The 15780-nt window shown below is 40.1% G+C and carries 15 protein-coding genes; 3 read left to right on the forward strand and 12 right to left on the reverse strand.

What is annotated here, in order from left to right; all coding sequences use genetic code 11:
- The first annotated feature begins 219 nt into the window (after window positions 1–219).
- A complete protein-coding gene (locus HJG58_RS18170) occupies window positions 220–531 on the forward strand; it encodes an ankyrin repeat domain-containing protein (protein ID WP_069036370.1) in 312 nt (103 codons plus the stop codon).
- A 44-nt stretch (window positions 532–575) separates the two neighbouring features.
- Here HJG58_RS18170 and HJG58_RS18175 read toward each other — a convergent pair whose 3' ends face one another.
- From HJG58_RS18175 to ribF, 5 genes are all read right to left on the reverse strand, one after another.
- Window positions 576–1118: an NADPH-dependent FMN reductase gene (locus HJG58_RS18175; RefSeq protein ID WP_069036369.1), complete on the reverse strand. Its 543-nt coding sequence runs from the start codon at window positions 1116–1118 to the stop codon at window positions 576–578.
- A 136-nt stretch (window positions 1119–1254) separates the two neighbouring features.
- Window positions 1255–1737, reverse strand: a complete 483-nt coding sequence (locus HJG58_RS18180) for an FKBP-type peptidyl-prolyl cis-trans isomerase (RefSeq protein WP_057067883.1) — start codon at window positions 1735–1737, stop codon at window positions 1255–1257.
- Window position 1738: 1 nt separating this feature from the next.
- Window positions 1739–2269, reverse strand: a complete 531-nt coding sequence (gene lspA, locus HJG58_RS18185; RefSeq protein ID WP_005804840.1) for a signal peptidase II — start codon at window positions 2267–2269, stop codon at window positions 1739–1741.
- Entirely contained in the window at window positions 2262–5099 is a 2838-nt protein-coding gene (ileS, locus tag HJG58_RS18190) for an isoleucine--tRNA ligase (RefSeq protein WP_170249761.1), read from the reverse strand. Before ileS ends, lspA begins: the two co-directional genes overlap by 8 nt.
- A gap of 61 nt (window positions 5100–5160) precedes the next feature.
- Window positions 5161–6162 (reverse strand): bifunctional riboflavin kinase/FAD synthetase, encoded by a 1002-nt coding sequence (gene ribF / locus HJG58_RS18195; protein WP_170249762.1) that lies wholly within the window; start codon window positions 6160–6162, stop codon window positions 5161–5163.
- A 207-nt stretch (window positions 6163–6369) separates the two neighbouring features.
- Between ribF and HJG58_RS18200 the strand changes: the two genes are divergently transcribed.
- Together HJG58_RS18200 and HJG58_RS18205 are read left to right on the forward strand one after the other, a co-directional pair.
- Window positions 6370–7503: a TDT family transporter gene (locus HJG58_RS18200; RefSeq protein ID WP_170249763.1), complete on the forward strand. Its 1134-nt coding sequence runs from the start codon at window positions 6370–6372 to the stop codon at window positions 7501–7503.
- A gap of 80 nt (window positions 7504–7583) precedes the next feature.
- Window positions 7584–8150 (forward strand): 5'-methylthioadenosine/S-adenosylhomocysteine nucleosidase family protein, encoded by a 567-nt coding sequence (locus HJG58_RS18205; RefSeq protein WP_057085838.1) that lies wholly within the window; start codon window positions 7584–7586, stop codon window positions 8148–8150.
- 35 nt (window positions 8151–8185) lie between these two features.
- On the opposite strand, the gene HJG58_RS18210 is transcribed toward HJG58_RS18205, so the two are convergent.
- The 7 genes from HJG58_RS18210 to argA form a co-directional block, all read right to left on the reverse strand.
- Window positions 8186–8806 (reverse strand): TetR/AcrR family transcriptional regulator, encoded by a 621-nt coding sequence (locus HJG58_RS18210; protein WP_009387703.1) that lies wholly within the window; start codon window positions 8804–8806, stop codon window positions 8186–8188.
- Window positions 8807–9065: 259 nt separating this feature from the next.
- Complete coding sequence (locus tag HJG58_RS18215; RefSeq protein ID WP_170249764.1) at window positions 9066–9866, reverse strand: ABC transporter ATP-binding protein; 801 nt, start codon at window positions 9864–9866, stop codon at window positions 9066–9068.
- Between the two features lie 13 nt (window positions 9867–9879).
- The gene (gene ssuC, locus HJG58_RS18220; protein WP_002120785.1) at window positions 9880–10677 is read right to left on the reverse strand and encodes an aliphatic sulfonate ABC transporter permease SsuC; all 798 of its coding nucleotides are present in this window, start codon (window positions 10675–10677) and stop codon (window positions 9880–9882) included.
- Window positions 10674–11849 (reverse strand): FMNH2-dependent alkanesulfonate monooxygenase, encoded by a 1176-nt coding sequence (gene ssuD / locus HJG58_RS18225; protein WP_170249765.1) that lies wholly within the window; start codon window positions 11847–11849, stop codon window positions 10674–10676. Before ssuD ends, ssuC begins: the two co-directional genes overlap by 4 nt.
- Before the next feature lie 26 nt (window positions 11850–11875).
- Window positions 11876–12859 (reverse strand): sulfonate ABC transporter substrate-binding protein, encoded by a 984-nt coding sequence (locus tag HJG58_RS18230; RefSeq protein ID WP_170249766.1) that lies wholly within the window; start codon window positions 12857–12859, stop codon window positions 11876–11878.
- A 72-nt stretch (window positions 12860–12931) separates the two neighbouring features.
- The gene (locus HJG58_RS18235) at window positions 12932–13900 is read right to left on the reverse strand and encodes a sulfonate ABC transporter substrate-binding protein (RefSeq protein ID WP_032063257.1); all 969 of its coding nucleotides are present in this window, start codon (window positions 13898–13900) and stop codon (window positions 12932–12934) included.
- Between the two features lie 334 nt (window positions 13901–14234).
- A complete protein-coding gene (gene argA, locus HJG58_RS18240) occupies window positions 14235–15590 on the reverse strand; it encodes an amino-acid N-acetyltransferase (protein ID WP_057085049.1) in 1356 nt (451 codons plus the stop codon).
- Between the last annotated feature and the right edge of the window lie 190 nt (window positions 15591–15780).

Consider the following 15780-nt stretch of genomic DNA (forward strand, 5'->3'; position numbering starts at 1 on the left):
CAGAAGTGAAACCTCTTAGCGCTGATGGTAGTGTGGGGTTACCCATGTGAGAGTAAGTCATCGCCAGCTCATTATTCCAAACACCCCCATTCCTATGAATGGGGGTGTTGCTTTTTGCGTGGAATTTAATTTTTATAAAAGATAGATCCAAAATTAGATTTGTATCCTGGCTGTATTCTATGAATATAATGATGAACTCTATTATTTTTGGGTGCATCCATGAAAATCAATTCTTTCTCTCCAATACCTGAAGATGATGAAGAGCTATCTTTGCCTGCATTGATTTATTGGGCATCTCTAGGTGATATCGATCAAGTAAAAGAATTACTAATAGAGGGAGAAGATCCTAATCAGACAGATGATGAGGGATATAGTGCTCTACAAGCAGCTGCTGAAAATGACCATTTAGAGATAGTTCAACTCTTAGTTGAAAAAGGGGCGAATGTTGCTTATAAAAGCGAATATACAGCACTACAACTTGCAGAAATGGCAGGTAATACTGATGTAGTGGAATATTTAAAGAGTTTATAAAATTAAAAGGCCTCTTTTGTTTGGAAAAGGGGCCTTTTGTTCAATTAAGACAAATGATATTTCTGTAGTTTCTCAACAATGGATTGAAGACCTTTTACTTCAAACTCATTAGCTTCGAATTTTTCATCTTTATTACGTTTAAATATATCTCTTATCTCTATTACAGCATTTGGATCAATGATACTTAAACTTGAGGTGACTTGACGTATTTGGCTAATAGAGCGAGAGCCATTTGTTGAGCCATAGCCAATAAATGCAGCAGGTTTACCACTCCACTCTTTGCCTAAATAGTCCAAAGCATTTTTTAAGGCTGGACTGTAGCCATGATTGTATTCTGGACTGATAAAAATAAATGCGTCTGCTTGAGTAATTTTGTCTGCCCATTCTTGTTGTTTAGGTTGATCATAAATCCCGGTAGCAGGTGGGTGAGAGCCTGAAAATAAAGGTAAATTCCATTCTTTTAAATCAACTACTTCTGTTTGGAAATCTTTTAAGTTAAATGATGGAATTGTGGATTCTAGCCAATTGGCAACTTTAATTGCTGTACGTCCTTCACGAACACTTCCTACGATAATATAGACCAGCATGTATTTTTCCTAAGAATTTTTATCTTTATAACTTAATTCATTATATAGGTAGGAGAGAATATAGAATTTGTAAGGATTCTTATGTCTCTAATAAAAATTGAATCATAAAAAAGCCCTCATTTAGAGGGCTTTTTATTTACATTAGCTTAATGCCTTGTTGGCCTTCAGGAGTAACCTTGAATATTTCTACTTCAAAGGTAATGTTTTTCCCAGCTAACGGATGATTAAAATCAATTTCTGTAATGTCATCATTAACTGATTTTACTACACCGAATAAGGTGGTTTTTGCCTTATCTTCAAATTCGATCATGTGACCAGGAATAGGGCGTTGTTCAAACTTAACTGTATCGAAAGTTTGAACATTTTCTGGATTCCACGGACCAAAAGCATCTTCTGGTGGAAGGTGTACTGTACGGCGGTCACCTGCACGTAAACCGAATAATGCTTTTTCGAAACCTGGTAAAAGGTTTCCGTCACCAATCGTCAGACTAACTGGCTCTTCACGGCTACGTGTATTGTCAATTTCTACACCATTTTCGATAGCCACAGAAAAGTGTAGATCGACTTTAGAGCCTTCTTGGATACGAATTTCTTCGTTAGGTTGAATAATTTCGGTCATATTATGCATCCGAATTTTGGTTACGTTGCTTCTCAAGGAAGAATGTATCAATGAGTAGCAAAATCGTACCTAGGGTGATGGCACTGTCCGCAATATTAAAAGCTGGAAAGTGATGATTTTGGTAATAAACATGAATAAAATCGACCACATAACCTAGGGTAATACGGTCAATTAAATTGCCTAAAGCTCCACCTAAAATTAAAGCGATGGCTACAGGTAGTACCACCATTTTTTTAGGCATACGCATTAACCAAAATACAAAAAGTACTGAAACTAAGCCCGCTAAAGATGTGAAGAAATAGCGCTGCCATCCTCCTGCATCAGATAAAAAGCTAAAAGCTGCACCATAGTTATGTAATAGTGTCCAGTTTAAAAATGGAAGTACTGGTACAGGATCTGCATAGTTGAGATGTGTACTTGCAATCCATTTTGTCCATTGATCCAATACAATGGCAAGGACAGAAAGTCCAAGCCAAATCAGATTATGTGGATAAAACTGGAATAAGCCTTTTTTAGCTTGTGAATTAGGCATATTTTCTCACTTCGCCACGACCAGTGACGTTCACAATACAACGACCACATAAACCAGGATGATCGGCATGTGTATTTACATCTGGAAGGACGTGCCAGCAACGTGCACATTTTTCACCTTCAGCTGCAGATATTTGTACACGTAAGCCTTCCATTTCAGTTGCTTCACCTTGCTCAGCAAATGGATGTACTACTACTTGCGAAGTAATAAGAACAAAACGGAGTTCATCAGCCAGTTGGTTTAAAACTGTTTGTAATGATTCACTTGCCCAAAGTTCAACTTTGGCTGAAAGATTACTGCCGACAAGTTTAGCGTTACGCGCTGCTTCAATCTGTTTATTTACTGCAGATTTTACGCTAATCAATGTTTGCCAATCTTCTTCAGAAAGCAAGTTTGCTTTTGATGAAACAGGCAAGTCATACCATTCTGATGTAAATACATACTTTTCAGTTTGTTCTGGAATCAGTGGCCAAGCTTCTTGAGCGGTAAAGCTTAGGATTGGGCTCATCCACCGAATAAATGCTTGGACAATATGGTAAAGCGCTGTTTGAGCAGAACGACGTGCCTGAGAATCCGCTTTAGTGGTGTATTGACGGTCTTTGATAATATCTAGGTAGAAACCACCTAAGTCATTAATACAGAAGCTTGTTAATGCACTACACACCACATGGAAGTTCATTTCTTCATAGGCAGTGATAATGGTTTGTTGTACTTCATTCGCACGTTGTAAGATGTATTGATCTAGAGCAATAAGGTCATCTACGTCCAGAGCATCAGTACTTGGTTTGAAACCATTTAGGTTCGCAAGCAAGAAGCGTAGGGTATTACGAATACGGCGATAGCTATCACTTACACGGCTAAAGATTTCTTTCGATGCCGCGATTTCATAACGGTAGTCGCTAGACGCTACATATAGTCGTAAACCATCTGCACCAAGCTGTTTGATGATTTCTTCAAGCGGAATATAGTTGCCTAAAGATTTCGACAATTTACGGCCATTTTCATCCACTGTAAAACCATGTGTTAACAAGGCCTTATATGGTGCACGATTGTGAATTGCCATAGACGTTAATAAAGAAGATTGGAACCAACCACGGTGTTGGTCTGAACCTTCTAAATATAAATCGGCAGGGCTTTCTAATTCATCACGTTGCTCAAGTACAGCGTAATGCGTTGTACCAGAGTCGAACCATACATCGAGTGTATCGCGAACAGCGTTATATTGTTCAGCATCTTCACCGATGAAGTCTTTTGCTTCACGTTTGAACCATGCTTCGATACCTTCTTCTTCGATCAGTTGAGCAACTTCTTCGATGAGTTCAGGTGTACGTGGGTGTAATTCGTTCGTGTCTTTATGAACGAAGAATGGAATTGGAACACCCCAAGTACGTTGACGTGAAATACACCAGTCAGGACGACCTTCGATCATTGATTCAATACGGTTTTTACCCCAGTTCGGTACAAACTCGATATCATTTTCAATGGCATTAAGCGCACCTTCACGTAACCCTTTTTGATCCATGCTAATGAACCATTGTGGTGTAGCACGGAAAATAATAGGAGTCTTATGGCGCCAGCAGTGTGGGTAGCTGTGTTTAATTGGTTGATGAGCCCATAAACGGCCTACAGCGCCCAAAGCTTCGATAATCTTTGGATTGGCTTTATAGATGTGCTCACCAGCATAGATTGGAGCAGTTGGAAGATAAACACCGTTACCACCCACTGGGTTATCTACTTTAAGGTTGTATTGAAGACCTACTTTATAGTCGTCTGCACCATGGCCAGGTGCTGTATGTACGGCACCTGTACCGCTTGTTGCGATAACGTGTTCACCTAAAATAACCGGAACTTGACGATCAGTAAGTAGAGGGTGTTGTAAGGTAAGTTTTTCAAGTTTGCTACCAGTAAAGTCTGCTAAAACTACTGGATTTTCAAGTTTGTAGCGTTCAATTGCTGAAGCAACAAGGTCTTTAGCAAGAATGAAGTTTTGCTTACCACGCTCAGTAGAAACTTGTACCAATTGATATTCAATTTCGGCATGCAACGCAACGGCTTGGTTAGCTGGTAATGTCCAAGGTGTAGTGGTCCAGATCACGATATCTGTTGGATCTTGAACTTCTACGTTTAAGCGAGCACTTAAATCTTTTAGATCGACAACACCAAATCCAACGTCAATTGCGTCAGATTTTTTATCTTCGTATTCAACCTCTGCTTCAGCAAGAGCTGAACCACAGTCCATACACCAGTTCACTGGCTTTAAGCCTGGCTGGATATGGCCATTTTTCTGGATGAGACCTAGAGCACGAACGATATCGGCTTCTTGTTTGTAATTCATGGTGAGATAAGGATTATCCCAATCACCTAAAATACCAAGACGTTTAAAGTCAGTACGCTGTAAATCAATTTGTTTTAGCGCGTATTCACGGCAAAGTTTACGGAAAGTTGCTGCGTCAACTTTTTCGCCCACTTTACCCACTTTCTCTTCGACTTTTAGTTCGATTGGCAAACCGTGACAGTCCCAACCTGGTACATATGGCGCATCGAAACCTGAAAGCGTACGGCTTTTTACAATAACGTCTTTGAGTACTTTATTGACCGCGTGACCCAAGTGAATTGTACCGTTCGCATATGGAGGGCCATCATGCAAAATATATTTTTTCTTGCCAATACGCGATGCACGAATCTGCTGATAAATGTTGTCGGTATACCACTCTTCTAACCATTTCACTTCACGTACTGCCAAATTTGCTTTCATTGCAAATTGAGTATCCGGCAGGTTTAGCGTGGCTTTGTAGTCCACTGCATTCTCAGGAGTTTGCTTATCGCTCATGCAAGTTTTCTTCCAGTTTAATCAGCTTGGGAGCTGACATGTTTTACAATCAAAATTCGAATTAAAAAGGAAATTGTGCCGTGTCGTTACGGTATTGTCGTAACTGTTGCACGTCATTATCAATTCCAGCCTTAAGTGCTTCAAGCGAAGGGTAGTTCAATTCACCATGAAGATAGTGAAGAAAAGTCACCCGCATAAATAAGCCATACAGATTAGCAGAAACATCAGGGAAATGTACTTCTAATCTCCATTCTGGATGTTCTTGCTGAATGGCGGGACGTGTACCGACATGACCTGCGCCATAGAGGCTATTTTCATGATATCCGGCAATTCCCGGTTTCTCTGGTGTTTCTTGGCGCACTTTTTGAGTTAGCGAAGTTGTTTCGCAAATGACTTCAACGCCATAAATACCATTTAAACAAGGCTTATGACGGTTGAGACGAACATTAATCGTTGGGAAATCTAAAGTTCGTCCAATTTGGTCACCATATTGAACACGACCAGTAATACTGTACGGACGGCCTAATAATTTAGCTGCTAAAGCGAGATTACCCACTTGAAGCACTTGGCGAATACGAGTTGAACTGACGCGTTCACCTTCGAGTTCAATCGTATGTAAATTTGTGACTTGAAAGCCGTAATTCTTTAAAAATTCGCTATTGCCTTGACGGTCTTTGCCGAAATGAAAGTCATCTCCTAAAACCAAAGCTTGAGCATTTAATTTGTCTTTTAATAGATCTGCAAACTCAGAAGCACTCATGCTACGGAAATGCTGGTCAAACTTGGCAACCGCGATGTAATCCACCCCAAGTTCAGCTAGGTATTCAACTTTTTCCCGTAATGAATTAATACGAGGAGGTGCATCGTAACCTTTAAAGAACTCAAGAGGTTGTGGCTCAAAAATCATGACCAAAGTTTTTAAGCCTTGTGCTGCAGCAATGTTTTTGAGTTGAGCAATCATCGCTTGGTGGCCTAAATGGACACCATCAAAATTACCAATAGTCACCGCTGTTTGAGGTAACTGAAAATTGGGCGATAACGCATTAAGACGAAGCAGTTTCATGAACTTAAAATATGGCTATTTTTGCAAGGGCTATATATTGCCATAATCTCACAGATTCGTCTTGTTGTTGTGTTTTTACTCAGTTATTTTTCAATATGAATATCTTTATATTTAAAATATTGATGAATTAAATAAAAATAAATCAATTTTTCTTATTATTAGTTTGCTCTACTATGCCTTTATCCACTCTTTGATTAGAGAACTAAGATGAAAAAACCTTTTTATCAATTAAATCAAAGCAAAGATGTTATACGACATTTTACCCCAAATTGGTTTACAGCGACTATGGGTACTGGCGTGGTGAGTATGATTTTAATCCAGCTGCCATTTGCTCAATCTTTTTTATTCACGTTAGCAACTTGGTTATGGCAATTTAATATTGTCTTATTCAGCGTTTTTTCAGTTCTTTATTTATTGCGGTGGTTTCTTTTCCCTCATGAGGCGAAGCAAATTTTTAATCATCCAAATATGAGCTTGTTCTTAGGGGCTATCCCGATGGGGCTCGCAACGATATTAAACGGGTTTCTAAGCTTCGGTTTTGGGCTTTACGGTGAAGTCGCAATCCATATCGCCCAAGCTTTATGGTACATCGATGTCTTTTTAGCTCTAGCAATTGCGTGGATTGTGCCGTTTTGCATGTTTAGCCGTCAGAACCATCAGTTACATACGATGACCGCAATCTGGCTTTTACCTGTAGTTGCTTGTGAAGTAGCAGCAAGTTCTGCGGGGATGTTAGTCGCTCATTTACCAGCAGATTTGAATAGCTTTCATCTATTACTGGCTGGTTATGTACTCTGGGGAATCTCTGTTTTACCAGCATTCGCTATTTTGACAATTTTAATGTTGCGTATGGCTTTGCATCAGTTACCTGAAAAAGAAGTCGCTATTTCTAGCTGGCTCTCTTTAGGCCCGATTGGTACAGGTGCATTAAGTTTATTGTTATTAGGGCAGCAGGCACAAAGAGTAGCGCCAAACGTAGGATTTGACCAATTTGCGAATATCTTTCAAGCCTTAGGAGTTGTAGGTAGTCTGGTGCTTTTAGGCTTTGGGTTATGGTGGCTTGGTCTTGCGATTTTAACAACGCTTCGGCACGCAAAGACAGGTATTCCATTTAACTTGGGTTGGTGGGGCTTAACTTTTCCATTAGGCGTATTTATTCTCGCACTATTTAACTTAGGACATCAGGTTGAAGTTGTATTTTTACAATACGTTGCTGTGGCATTGAGTCTTTTATTATTGGCAATGTGGGGCGTGGTAATGAAGAAAACGCTTGCAGGCGCATATAGCGGTCAACTGTTCTTTTCACCGTGTTTAATCGCTTTACAACAAAAAGTGCAGTAATGATGAAAAGGTGCAAAAAGCTTTTGCACCTAATTTATACTTATTTTCTAACTTATTTAATTTTGATTTGAGCTTTTTGAATGAACACTGATATTGCTTTAATTATGGCACTTCCTAATGAATCTAAGGGTTTATTTGAACAAGCAGGTGTAGAGGTCCATTACAGTGGTATTGGTAAGATTAATGCTGCCTTTAAAGCATTTGAAGTTATTCAAAAAACAGGATGCAAAACTTTAATTAACCTCGGTACAGCTGGAAGCTCTGCATTTAATCGACATGATTTGGTCGAAGTAAAAACTTTTGTACAACGTGATATGGATGTTTCTCCCTTAGGTTTCGAAGTGGGGGTAACGCCGTTAGATGATCACTTGCCAGCTGAAATTCATCTTCAACCACATTTTGCTGATTTGCCAAAAGCAATTTGTGGAACTGGAGACTCATTTGAAACAGGTCATCCAAAAGTCGCGTGTGATGTCGTGGATATGGAAGGCTATGCTTTAGCCAAAGTATGCCATAAGTTAGGCGTACGATTAATTTCGGTGAAATATATTACTGATGGGGCAGATGACACCGCGCATCTGGATTGGGAAGAAAATTTATTGTTAGGCGCCCAGAAACTTTTAGCCCTTTATCAAAACCATTTCTAAAAAAGATCGGCAAATTTGCCGATCTTTTTTTTGTTTTAACGAGGCAATACGCCGTAGAGCATCAGGTGGACTGTATGCTCAATCGAACGCTGGAACATACTGCGGTTACGAAGCGTTTTACCGGTCACCATTTCCATTTGAGTTGCAAAATCTGCATAGTTTTGCGTAAGGCCCCAAATATTTAAGATTAATAATTCTGGGTCGATATCTGGGGAAATCTTTCCTTCTTCTTGCCAAGTCTGAATGACCTTGGCTTTGCGCTTAAATAGCTTTTTCAAAGGCCCTTTCAGTATAGGTAAAATATGTGGAGCGCCTTGAATAATTTCTAATGCAAACAATCTAGATGCTTTAGGTTGGCTACGAGACAGTTCGATTTTTTGAATTAAATAGTGAGATAAGGCTTCGGCTGGTTCTAATTCAGCTTCTAAAGTTTGTAATGGGGCCAACCATTTTTGTAAAACGGTTGTGAGCACTTCTACATATAAAGACTCTTTATTTTCATAGTAATAGAAAATATTCGACTTATGCATGTCGGCGAGTTGGGCAATTTCATCCAGACTTGCTCCACTGAACCCATAGACTGAAAATACGTCAAGGGCCGCAGCAAGAAGCTGATTGCGCTTTTGGGTACTCTTTTTTTGTTCCATCTGCTGCATAATTAAAAAAATAATATTCCCATTGTAAGGGAAATTGTTTGATTTGTGCACAGGTGTCTTGCTTTTTTAATCAAAAAACAGCTAGTTATTTGTGTAATAGATATACTATTGTGCAAAAAATAGAGGGATTCACTAGTTTATTGTTATTCTTAAAAATATTTTTTTATTTTCGCCCTAAAAAAGAGCAATAAAACAGCAGTTTTATTGCTCGTAAATTGGGCATTTTTCGGTTGAACAGTTGTCATTACTCATCGCAACCTTAAGTTGCCAAAACCGCATCGAGTACTTGCTGCTCAAGTTGAGCAAAAGTAATACTTTTTTTACGTGGGCGCGGCAAATTAACTTGGAAACTTTGAGCAATCTTGCCCTTATCTAATAAGATAATACGGTCAGCCAATTGCACTGCTTCACTCACATCGTGGGTGACCAAAATTGCAGTAAAGCCTTGCTCCTTCCACAAGCGCTCAATCAAGCTTTGCATCTCAAGCCGAGTTAGAGCATCTAATGCACCCAAAGGTTCGTCTAGCAATAATATGCGCGGCGTATGCGATAGTGCGCGTGCTAAAGCTGTACGCTGACGTTGTCCACCAGAGAGCTGGGAAGGCCATTGCCCAGATTTTTCTTTTAAACCTACTTTTTCTAGTAATTCTTCTGCTAAAGCATGTTGTGATTTTGGTAGACCAAGTTGAACATTTTGAAGAATATTTCTCCAAGGAAGTAAACGAGGATCTTGAAACATGACACGAATATCATCGTTCGTAATGCCTTCACGCAAATGTCGGGCAGATTTAAATTTAATTTTCCCAAAACTGGCTTTTTCAAGTTGGGCAATTAAACGGAGTAACGTACTTTTGCCACAACCACTTCGGCCAACAATTGCTAAAAACTCGCCCGGCTGAATATGTAGATCAAGATCTTCGAGGACCTTTACCTCACCATAAAATTTATAAAGTTGCTCAATCAGAATCTCTGCACCTAATACTGGTTCTTGAGATTCTGTTGGTTCTTCCGGAATGAGCTGCACTTCATTCTGATTAATATTTAAATTCAGATTTGTCATGTTCTAAGCTCCCTTATTTCTGATATCCAGAGTGCCAGCGTAATAAATAGCGTTCTAAAAGCTGTGCTAAAACATCTGCCAGTTTGCCTAGTAAGGCGTACAGAAGAATACCGACCAGAACTACATCCGTTTGTAAAAACTCACGTGCATTCATGGTCATATAACCAATACCTGCTTGAGCTGAAATGGTTTCAGCAACAATGAGCAACACCCAAACCAAACCTAAAGCAAAGCGTAAACCCACTAAAATAGAAGGCATCGCACCCGGTAGAATAATTTCTTTATAGAGCTGCCAACGTGAAAGTCCGTAGCTTTTACCCATCTCAATCAATTGAGGATCAACTGACCGAATACCGTGATAGGTATTAATATAAATCGGGAAGAAAACACCTACTGCGACTAAAAATAATTTCGCTGTTTCATCAATACCGAACCACAAGATGACGAGTGGGATAAGTGCTAAGGCTGGGATGTTACGAATCATTTGTAAGGTCGTATCGAGCAGTGTAGAGGCGAAACGCGAAGACCCGTTGAGTAGGCCTAATAACAAACCTAAACCGCCGCCTATCAGAAGGCCAAGCAGTGCACGACCAGCACTGACTTTAACGTGCTGCCAGAGTTCGCCACTCACCAGTAGATGCCAAAAAGCGGAAACTACAGCAGTAGGTGCGGGTAAAATACGGCTTTCTAAAAGACCCGAACTTGAGGCAATTTGCCAAACAACCAATAGAAGAATAGGGAAAATCCAAGGCAGCAAACGCTGCCCGATTTGTTTTGTTCCACGTGAAACAACACTTTCAGCTTTGCTCATGCAGGCTCCTTGACGGAACTATTTTGCTTCTTCTCGTCTGGAACATAATTGTTGGCAATAATTTCCCCGAATGGACCGGTTAAATTTGGCTGAGCAAGTTTAGCGCGAGTTTCAATTGGTAATAACGGGAATACCAATTCTGCAAAACGGATTGATTCTTCAAGGTGTGGATAGCCTGAGAAAATGAAGGTATCAATACCTAAGTCAGCATATTCCTGAATGCGAGCAGCAACTGTTTCAGGGTCACCTACAAGTGCTGTACCCGCACCACCACGGACTAAGCCAATACCTGCCCAAAGGTTTGGAGATACTTCAAGCTTGTCTCTGTTGCCGCCGTGGAGAGCCGCCATACGTTGTTGGCCTACAGAGTCCATTTGTGCAAATTTTTTCTGTGCGGCAGCAATAGTCGCATCATCAATATATTGGATAAGCTCGTTCGCTGCTGCCCAAGCTTGTTCGTTGGTTTCACGAACAATCACATGCAAGCGAATGCCGTAAGTTAATTTACGACCTTTAGTCTCAGCTTTAGCACGAACATGTTCGATCTTTTGTTTAACAGCTTCTGGTGGTTCCCCCCAAGTGAGGTAAGTATCGACTTGCTCAGCTGCAAGATTGACAGCGACGTCTGAAGAGCCGCCAAACCAAAGTGGTGGATAAGGCTTTTGAACAGGTGGGTAAAGTAGTTTTGCATCATCTACTTGTAAGCGTTCACCGTGGAATGTAAAAGCTTCACCTGTATGTGAACGCGTCAAAATTTCACGCCAAATTTTTACATATTCATTGGCAGTTTGGTAACGCGTTGAGTGATCTTCATATAAACCATCACCGCGTAGTTCGGCCTCATCACCCCCAGTCACTAAGTTGAGTAACACACGGCCATTCGACAAGCGATCAAATGTTGCAGCCATGCGAGCTGCCAATGCTGGTGTGGTTACCCCTGGTCGTAATGCAACTAAAAATTTAAGGTGTTGAGTTGCATCAATTAGGCTAGCCGCCGTAACCCAAGGATCTTCACATGAACGACCTGTTGGAATAAGTACACCTTCGTAACCTAAATTATCTACTGCCACAGCAATTTGCTTCATATAGGCATGGTCAACCTGACGAGCGCCTTTACTTGTACCTAAATAGCGACTATCACCGTGGGTAGGAATAAACCAGAAAATTTTCATGTGCATTACCTATATGTCTATTAAAATTACTTGGCACCCCAAACAGCTTGTTTAATGCTGATTGGTTTTGGAATGATGCCTTGTTGAGTAAAAATGTCTGCGAGTTGCTGCTGCTCAGCAATCACTTTGCTGTTCAGCGGAGCTGCCGATGATGGGCGTGGACGTCGTTTAATGAATAAATCACTGGTTGCAGGCTTAAGCCCTGTGCTTTGGCCAATCGCACCTGCCGTTTCTGCTTGATGGCTTTGAACCCATTTGTCAGCTTGATTGATTTGTTTGATGAGCCCTGAAACAGCTTTAGGATGTTGTTTAACAAAATTTGGAGCTGCTAAATAAAATGTATAGTTCGGGCTTAAACCTTTACCCGATGCAAGAACACGCGCTTGGTCTTCTAGTTGTGCTGAAGCAAAGTAAGGATCCCAAATTGCCCATGCATCAACGGCACCTTTTTGAAATGCTGCGCGAGCATCGGCAGGAGTAAGCCAAATGGGGGTAATATCGCTCCAGTTTAGGCCTGCTTTACGTACGGCTTGTACAAGTAGGTAATGTGAACTCGAACCTTTTTGCAGCGCAATACGTTTGCCTTTAAGGTCTTTAAGTTGTTTGAGTTGCGAGTTTTTTGGAACTAAAATTGCCGATGCCAATGGCTTAGCTGCTTCATAAGCAATGTAATATAAAGGCTTGCCAGCCGCTTGTGCATAGACAGGAGGTGTGTCTCCAGTAACGCCGACATCGAGTGAGCCAACAGCCAATGCTTCTAAAATTTGTGGACCAGCAGGGAACTCATTCCAAGTAATTTTTGCATTTGGGAATTCTTGCTCAAATAGCTTTTGCTGTTTGGCAATTGCAAAGTTAATCGAGCTTTTTTGAAAACCAATACGAAGTTCTTTCACAGTTGGGTCAATTGCCCAAGCTGGTGCTGCGATTGTTAAGCCTAATACAGTAATTGCACTGATGCGCTTAACCAATTGTGTCCACTGACTCTTAATAAATGATGACTGATGTTGCATATTGATATCCTTGTTCCCCTTGAGGCAAGGCACGGCATTTATATCGTTATTTAAGCTGTGCCCAAGCTGGGGTTATTTCAGTTTTAAAATGGCATCTTGAATGGTGAGTTTGTTTGGAATGAGCTTTTGCGCATAAAAAGCATCAGCCACATATTGTTGTTCTTGTGCCACTTTGTCAGATATTGGCTGCACTCCAAAACCCATACGTGAAATGGAAGTTTTGAGTACATCAAACTCAAGTGCGGTAGGTTTTTCGAGTAACTTGGCAGCTTCATCCTGATGTGAACTTACCCACTCAGTGGTCTGGTTAAGTGTCTGGACAACAGTGTTGAGTACTTTCGGATTATTTTCTGCAAATTTACGGTCAGCTAAATAGAACTGATGATTACTCACCAAGTTTTCACCTGTTGCTAAAACTCGGGCCTGAATTTGATGTTCAGCTGCTGCAAAGAACGGGTCCCAAATGACCCATGCATCGACTGCACCTTTTTCAAAGGCAGCACGAGCGTCTGATGGCGGTAAATAAACTGGTTGAATATCACTTAAGCTTAAGTTGTTGGCTTCTAAAACTTTTAACAATAGGTAATGAACATTCGAGCCTTTGTTAAGAGCAACACGTTTGCCTTTTAAATCTTTAATAGATTGGATTGGAGAGTCTTTTTGTACCAATAGTGCTTCAGCTTTTGGCGCAGCAGGTTGGTTTGCGACATAGACTAAATTTGGATTGGCAGCCTGAGCAAAGATCGGTGGTGCTTCACCAGCTTCCCCCAGCGAAACACTTCCTACGTTTAAACCTTCAAGCAATTGAGGGCCAGCAGGGAACTCAACCCATTTTACTTGCACGCCTTGTTCTTTTAATGCTTTTTCTAAGTCACCACGAGCCTTTAAAATAGGAAGAATCCCATATTTTTGGTAGCCAATATTTAAAGTTGTGGTGGCTTGTTCCTCTTTTTTGGCACAACCACTTAACATCATCACTCCTGCAAGGCTGGCCGCGATGACTGAATATTTTGCCCATGAAGTGGTGTTGAAAAGTGCCATGAGATTTCGTGCTCCCCGAAAGAGAAAAAGAAAAAATAATTGGATGAGCAGATACCCTAAATGGATTTTTATTCCAGAAAAAATAAGTATTCGGTCTTTATTTATGCAAAAAAAAGCTAAACACAATAGGCTATAAACTTATGTGAAAAAATGATTTATCTAATAGAAATATATTTAATGAATTACGAGTAAGTTGATGTAAATAAAATAAAAAATATTAAAACCTTAAAAAATTAGATTTTAAAAAAAGTACAACCATAAATTAATCGTGTTTACGGTTGTACTTTTTGAACTAAGCTTATCTGAAATAAGAATATCTTAAAAATAGCAAAGGCTAAGGAAGTGGTTTTTTAAAGACTAAAGAATTCCTTTGATAGTTATAAAGCGCCTGACGAGCATTAGGTAAGTCATCAACAGTAACTTGATGAAAACCATGCTCCAAAAACCAGTGAGCTGTCCGAGTCGTTAAAACAAATAATTGACGAATACCTTGTTCTTTTGCCTTTTCTTCAAGGAATTGCAAAATTTGGCTGCCACGGTTCGATTTACGATAACTTGGATGTACTGCGACGCAGGCAATTTCTGCTGAACGTGTTTCATTAAATTCTGTTGGAATTGGATAAAGTGCAGCACACGCTAGAATCGTACCATCGCGCTCAATAACAGCGAACTGGCTAATCTCTTGCTCTAAACGTTCACGTGAACGATAAACCAAGATACCTTCTTCTTCTAATGGACGTAATAAATTCATTAAACCGCCCACATCTTGAATGTTGGCCATGCGAACTTCTTCATAATGCGCATCGGTAATCATGGTACCAACACCATCACGAGTGAACAGCTCTTCAATTAGTGCACCATCATAGGCATAAGATATGAGATGAACACGGTGTACGCCTGATAAAGACGCTTTTTTTGCTTGTTGCAAATGTAAAGTAAGTGTTGGGCTAAGGGTTTGGTATTGTTGAATATAGTAGTCCAGTTGATGTGGGCTTAATTCACGTAATATTTGCTCATCTTCATTCAGCAATCCTTGTTGCTCACCTAGAAAAATGAGTTTATCTGCTTTTAAGTAAGTTGCTGTTTTGGTTGCGACTTCCTCAGCTCTTAAGTTAAATACCTCACCTGTAGTGGAGTAACCTGTTGGTCCTAGCAGTACAATATTATGATTATCGAGGTGTCGATCAATCGCATCTGTATCGATAGAACGAACTTCACCTGTAAGCTGGAAATCCATTCCATCACGAATGCCATAAGGTTTAGCAGTCACAAAATTACCTGATACCACATCTATACGAGCGCCGTACATTGGCGAGTTTGCTAAGCCCATAGAAAGCAATGCTTCGATTTCTAAACGGATAGAACCTACAGCACTCATGACACAGCTTAAAGATTCACGTGTGGTAATACGGCTGTTGTCATAAAAAGGAGTTTCGATTCCTTTTTCTTTAAGATTTTGATTAATTTGTGGACGTGCGCCATGAACTAAGATTAAGCGGATGCCAAGAGAATGTAATAAAGCAATATCGTGAATGATATGTTCGAAATTAGGATGTCGGACTGCTTCACCACCAAACATCAATACAAAAGTTTTATCGCGGTGAGCATTAATGTAGGGCGCTGAGTGTCGAAACCAGTGTACATAATGCTGGGTGTTATTATGCGACTTACTTTCAGGCTTACTTGGCATACCGATCTCGAATCAACAGCAAAAAGATATAAAGATGATTCTAAACAAAAAAGACTAAAGCCGCATGTTTTAGATAAAAAAACACCCAAATTGAAATTTGGGTGTTTAAATTTTTGGGACTGTTCTAAATTTTGTGTAAGTACTTAATTTTCATTTATCCTTCAGAGGATAATTACAAAAGGTACTTCAC

The sequence above is a fragment of the Acinetobacter geminorum genome, from assembly GCF_013009345.1.
In the GTDB taxonomy this organism is placed as follows: domain Bacteria; phylum Pseudomonadota; class Gammaproteobacteria; order Pseudomonadales; family Moraxellaceae; genus Acinetobacter; species Acinetobacter geminorum.

Coding starts and splice junctions, on each gene's coding strand:
- HJG58_RS18170 (WP_069036370.1), top strand. CDS start 220: ATGAAAATCAATTCTTTCTCTCCAATACCTGAAGATGATGAAGAGCTA.
- HJG58_RS18210 (WP_009387703.1), bottom strand. CDS start 8,806: ATGCAGCAGATGGAACAAAAAAAGAGTACCCAAAAGCGCAATCAGCTT.
- HJG58_RS18230 (WP_170249766.1), bottom strand. CDS start 12,859: ATGCAACATCAGTCATCATTTATTAAGAGTCAGTGGACACAATTGGTT.
- HJG58_RS18205 (WP_057085838.1), top strand. CDS start 7,584: ATGAACACTGATATTGCTTTAATTATGGCACTTCCTAATGAATCTAAG.
- ribF (WP_170249762.1), bottom strand. CDS start 6,162: ATGAAACTGCTTCGTCTTAATGCGTTATCGCCCAATTTTCAGTTACCT.
- ssuD (WP_170249765.1), bottom strand. CDS start 11,849: ATGAAAATTTTCTGGTTTATTCCTACCCACGGTGATAGTCGCTATTTA.
- HJG58_RS18175 (WP_069036369.1), bottom strand. CDS start 1,118: ATGCTGGTCTATATTATCGTAGGAAGTGTTCGTGAAGGACGTACAGCA.
- HJG58_RS18235 (WP_032063257.1), bottom strand. CDS start 13,900: ATGGCACTTTTCAACACCACTTCATGGGCAAAATATTCAGTCATCGCG.
- HJG58_RS18200 (WP_170249763.1), top strand. CDS start 6,370: ATGAAAAAACCTTTTTATCAATTAAATCAAAGCAAAGATGTTATACGA.
- HJG58_RS18215 (WP_170249764.1), bottom strand. CDS start 9,866: ATGACAAATCTGAATTTAAATATTAATCAGAATGAAGTGCAGCTCATT.
- argA (WP_057085049.1), bottom strand. CDS start 15,590: ATGCCAAGTAAGCCTGAAAGTAAGTCGCATAATAACACCCAGCATTAT.
- ileS (WP_170249761.1), bottom strand. CDS start 5,099: ATGAGCGATAAGCAAACTCCTGAGAATGCAGTGGACTACAAAGCCACG.
- lspA (WP_005804840.1), bottom strand. CDS start 2,269: ATGCCTAATTCACAAGCTAAAAAAGGCTTATTCCAGTTTTATCCACAT.
- HJG58_RS18180 (WP_057067883.1), bottom strand. CDS start 1,737: ATGACCGAAATTATTCAACCTAACGAAGAAATTCGTATCCAAGAAGGC.
- ssuC (WP_002120785.1), bottom strand. CDS start 10,677: ATGAGCAAAGCTGAAAGTGTTGTTTCACGTGGAACAAAACAAATCGGG.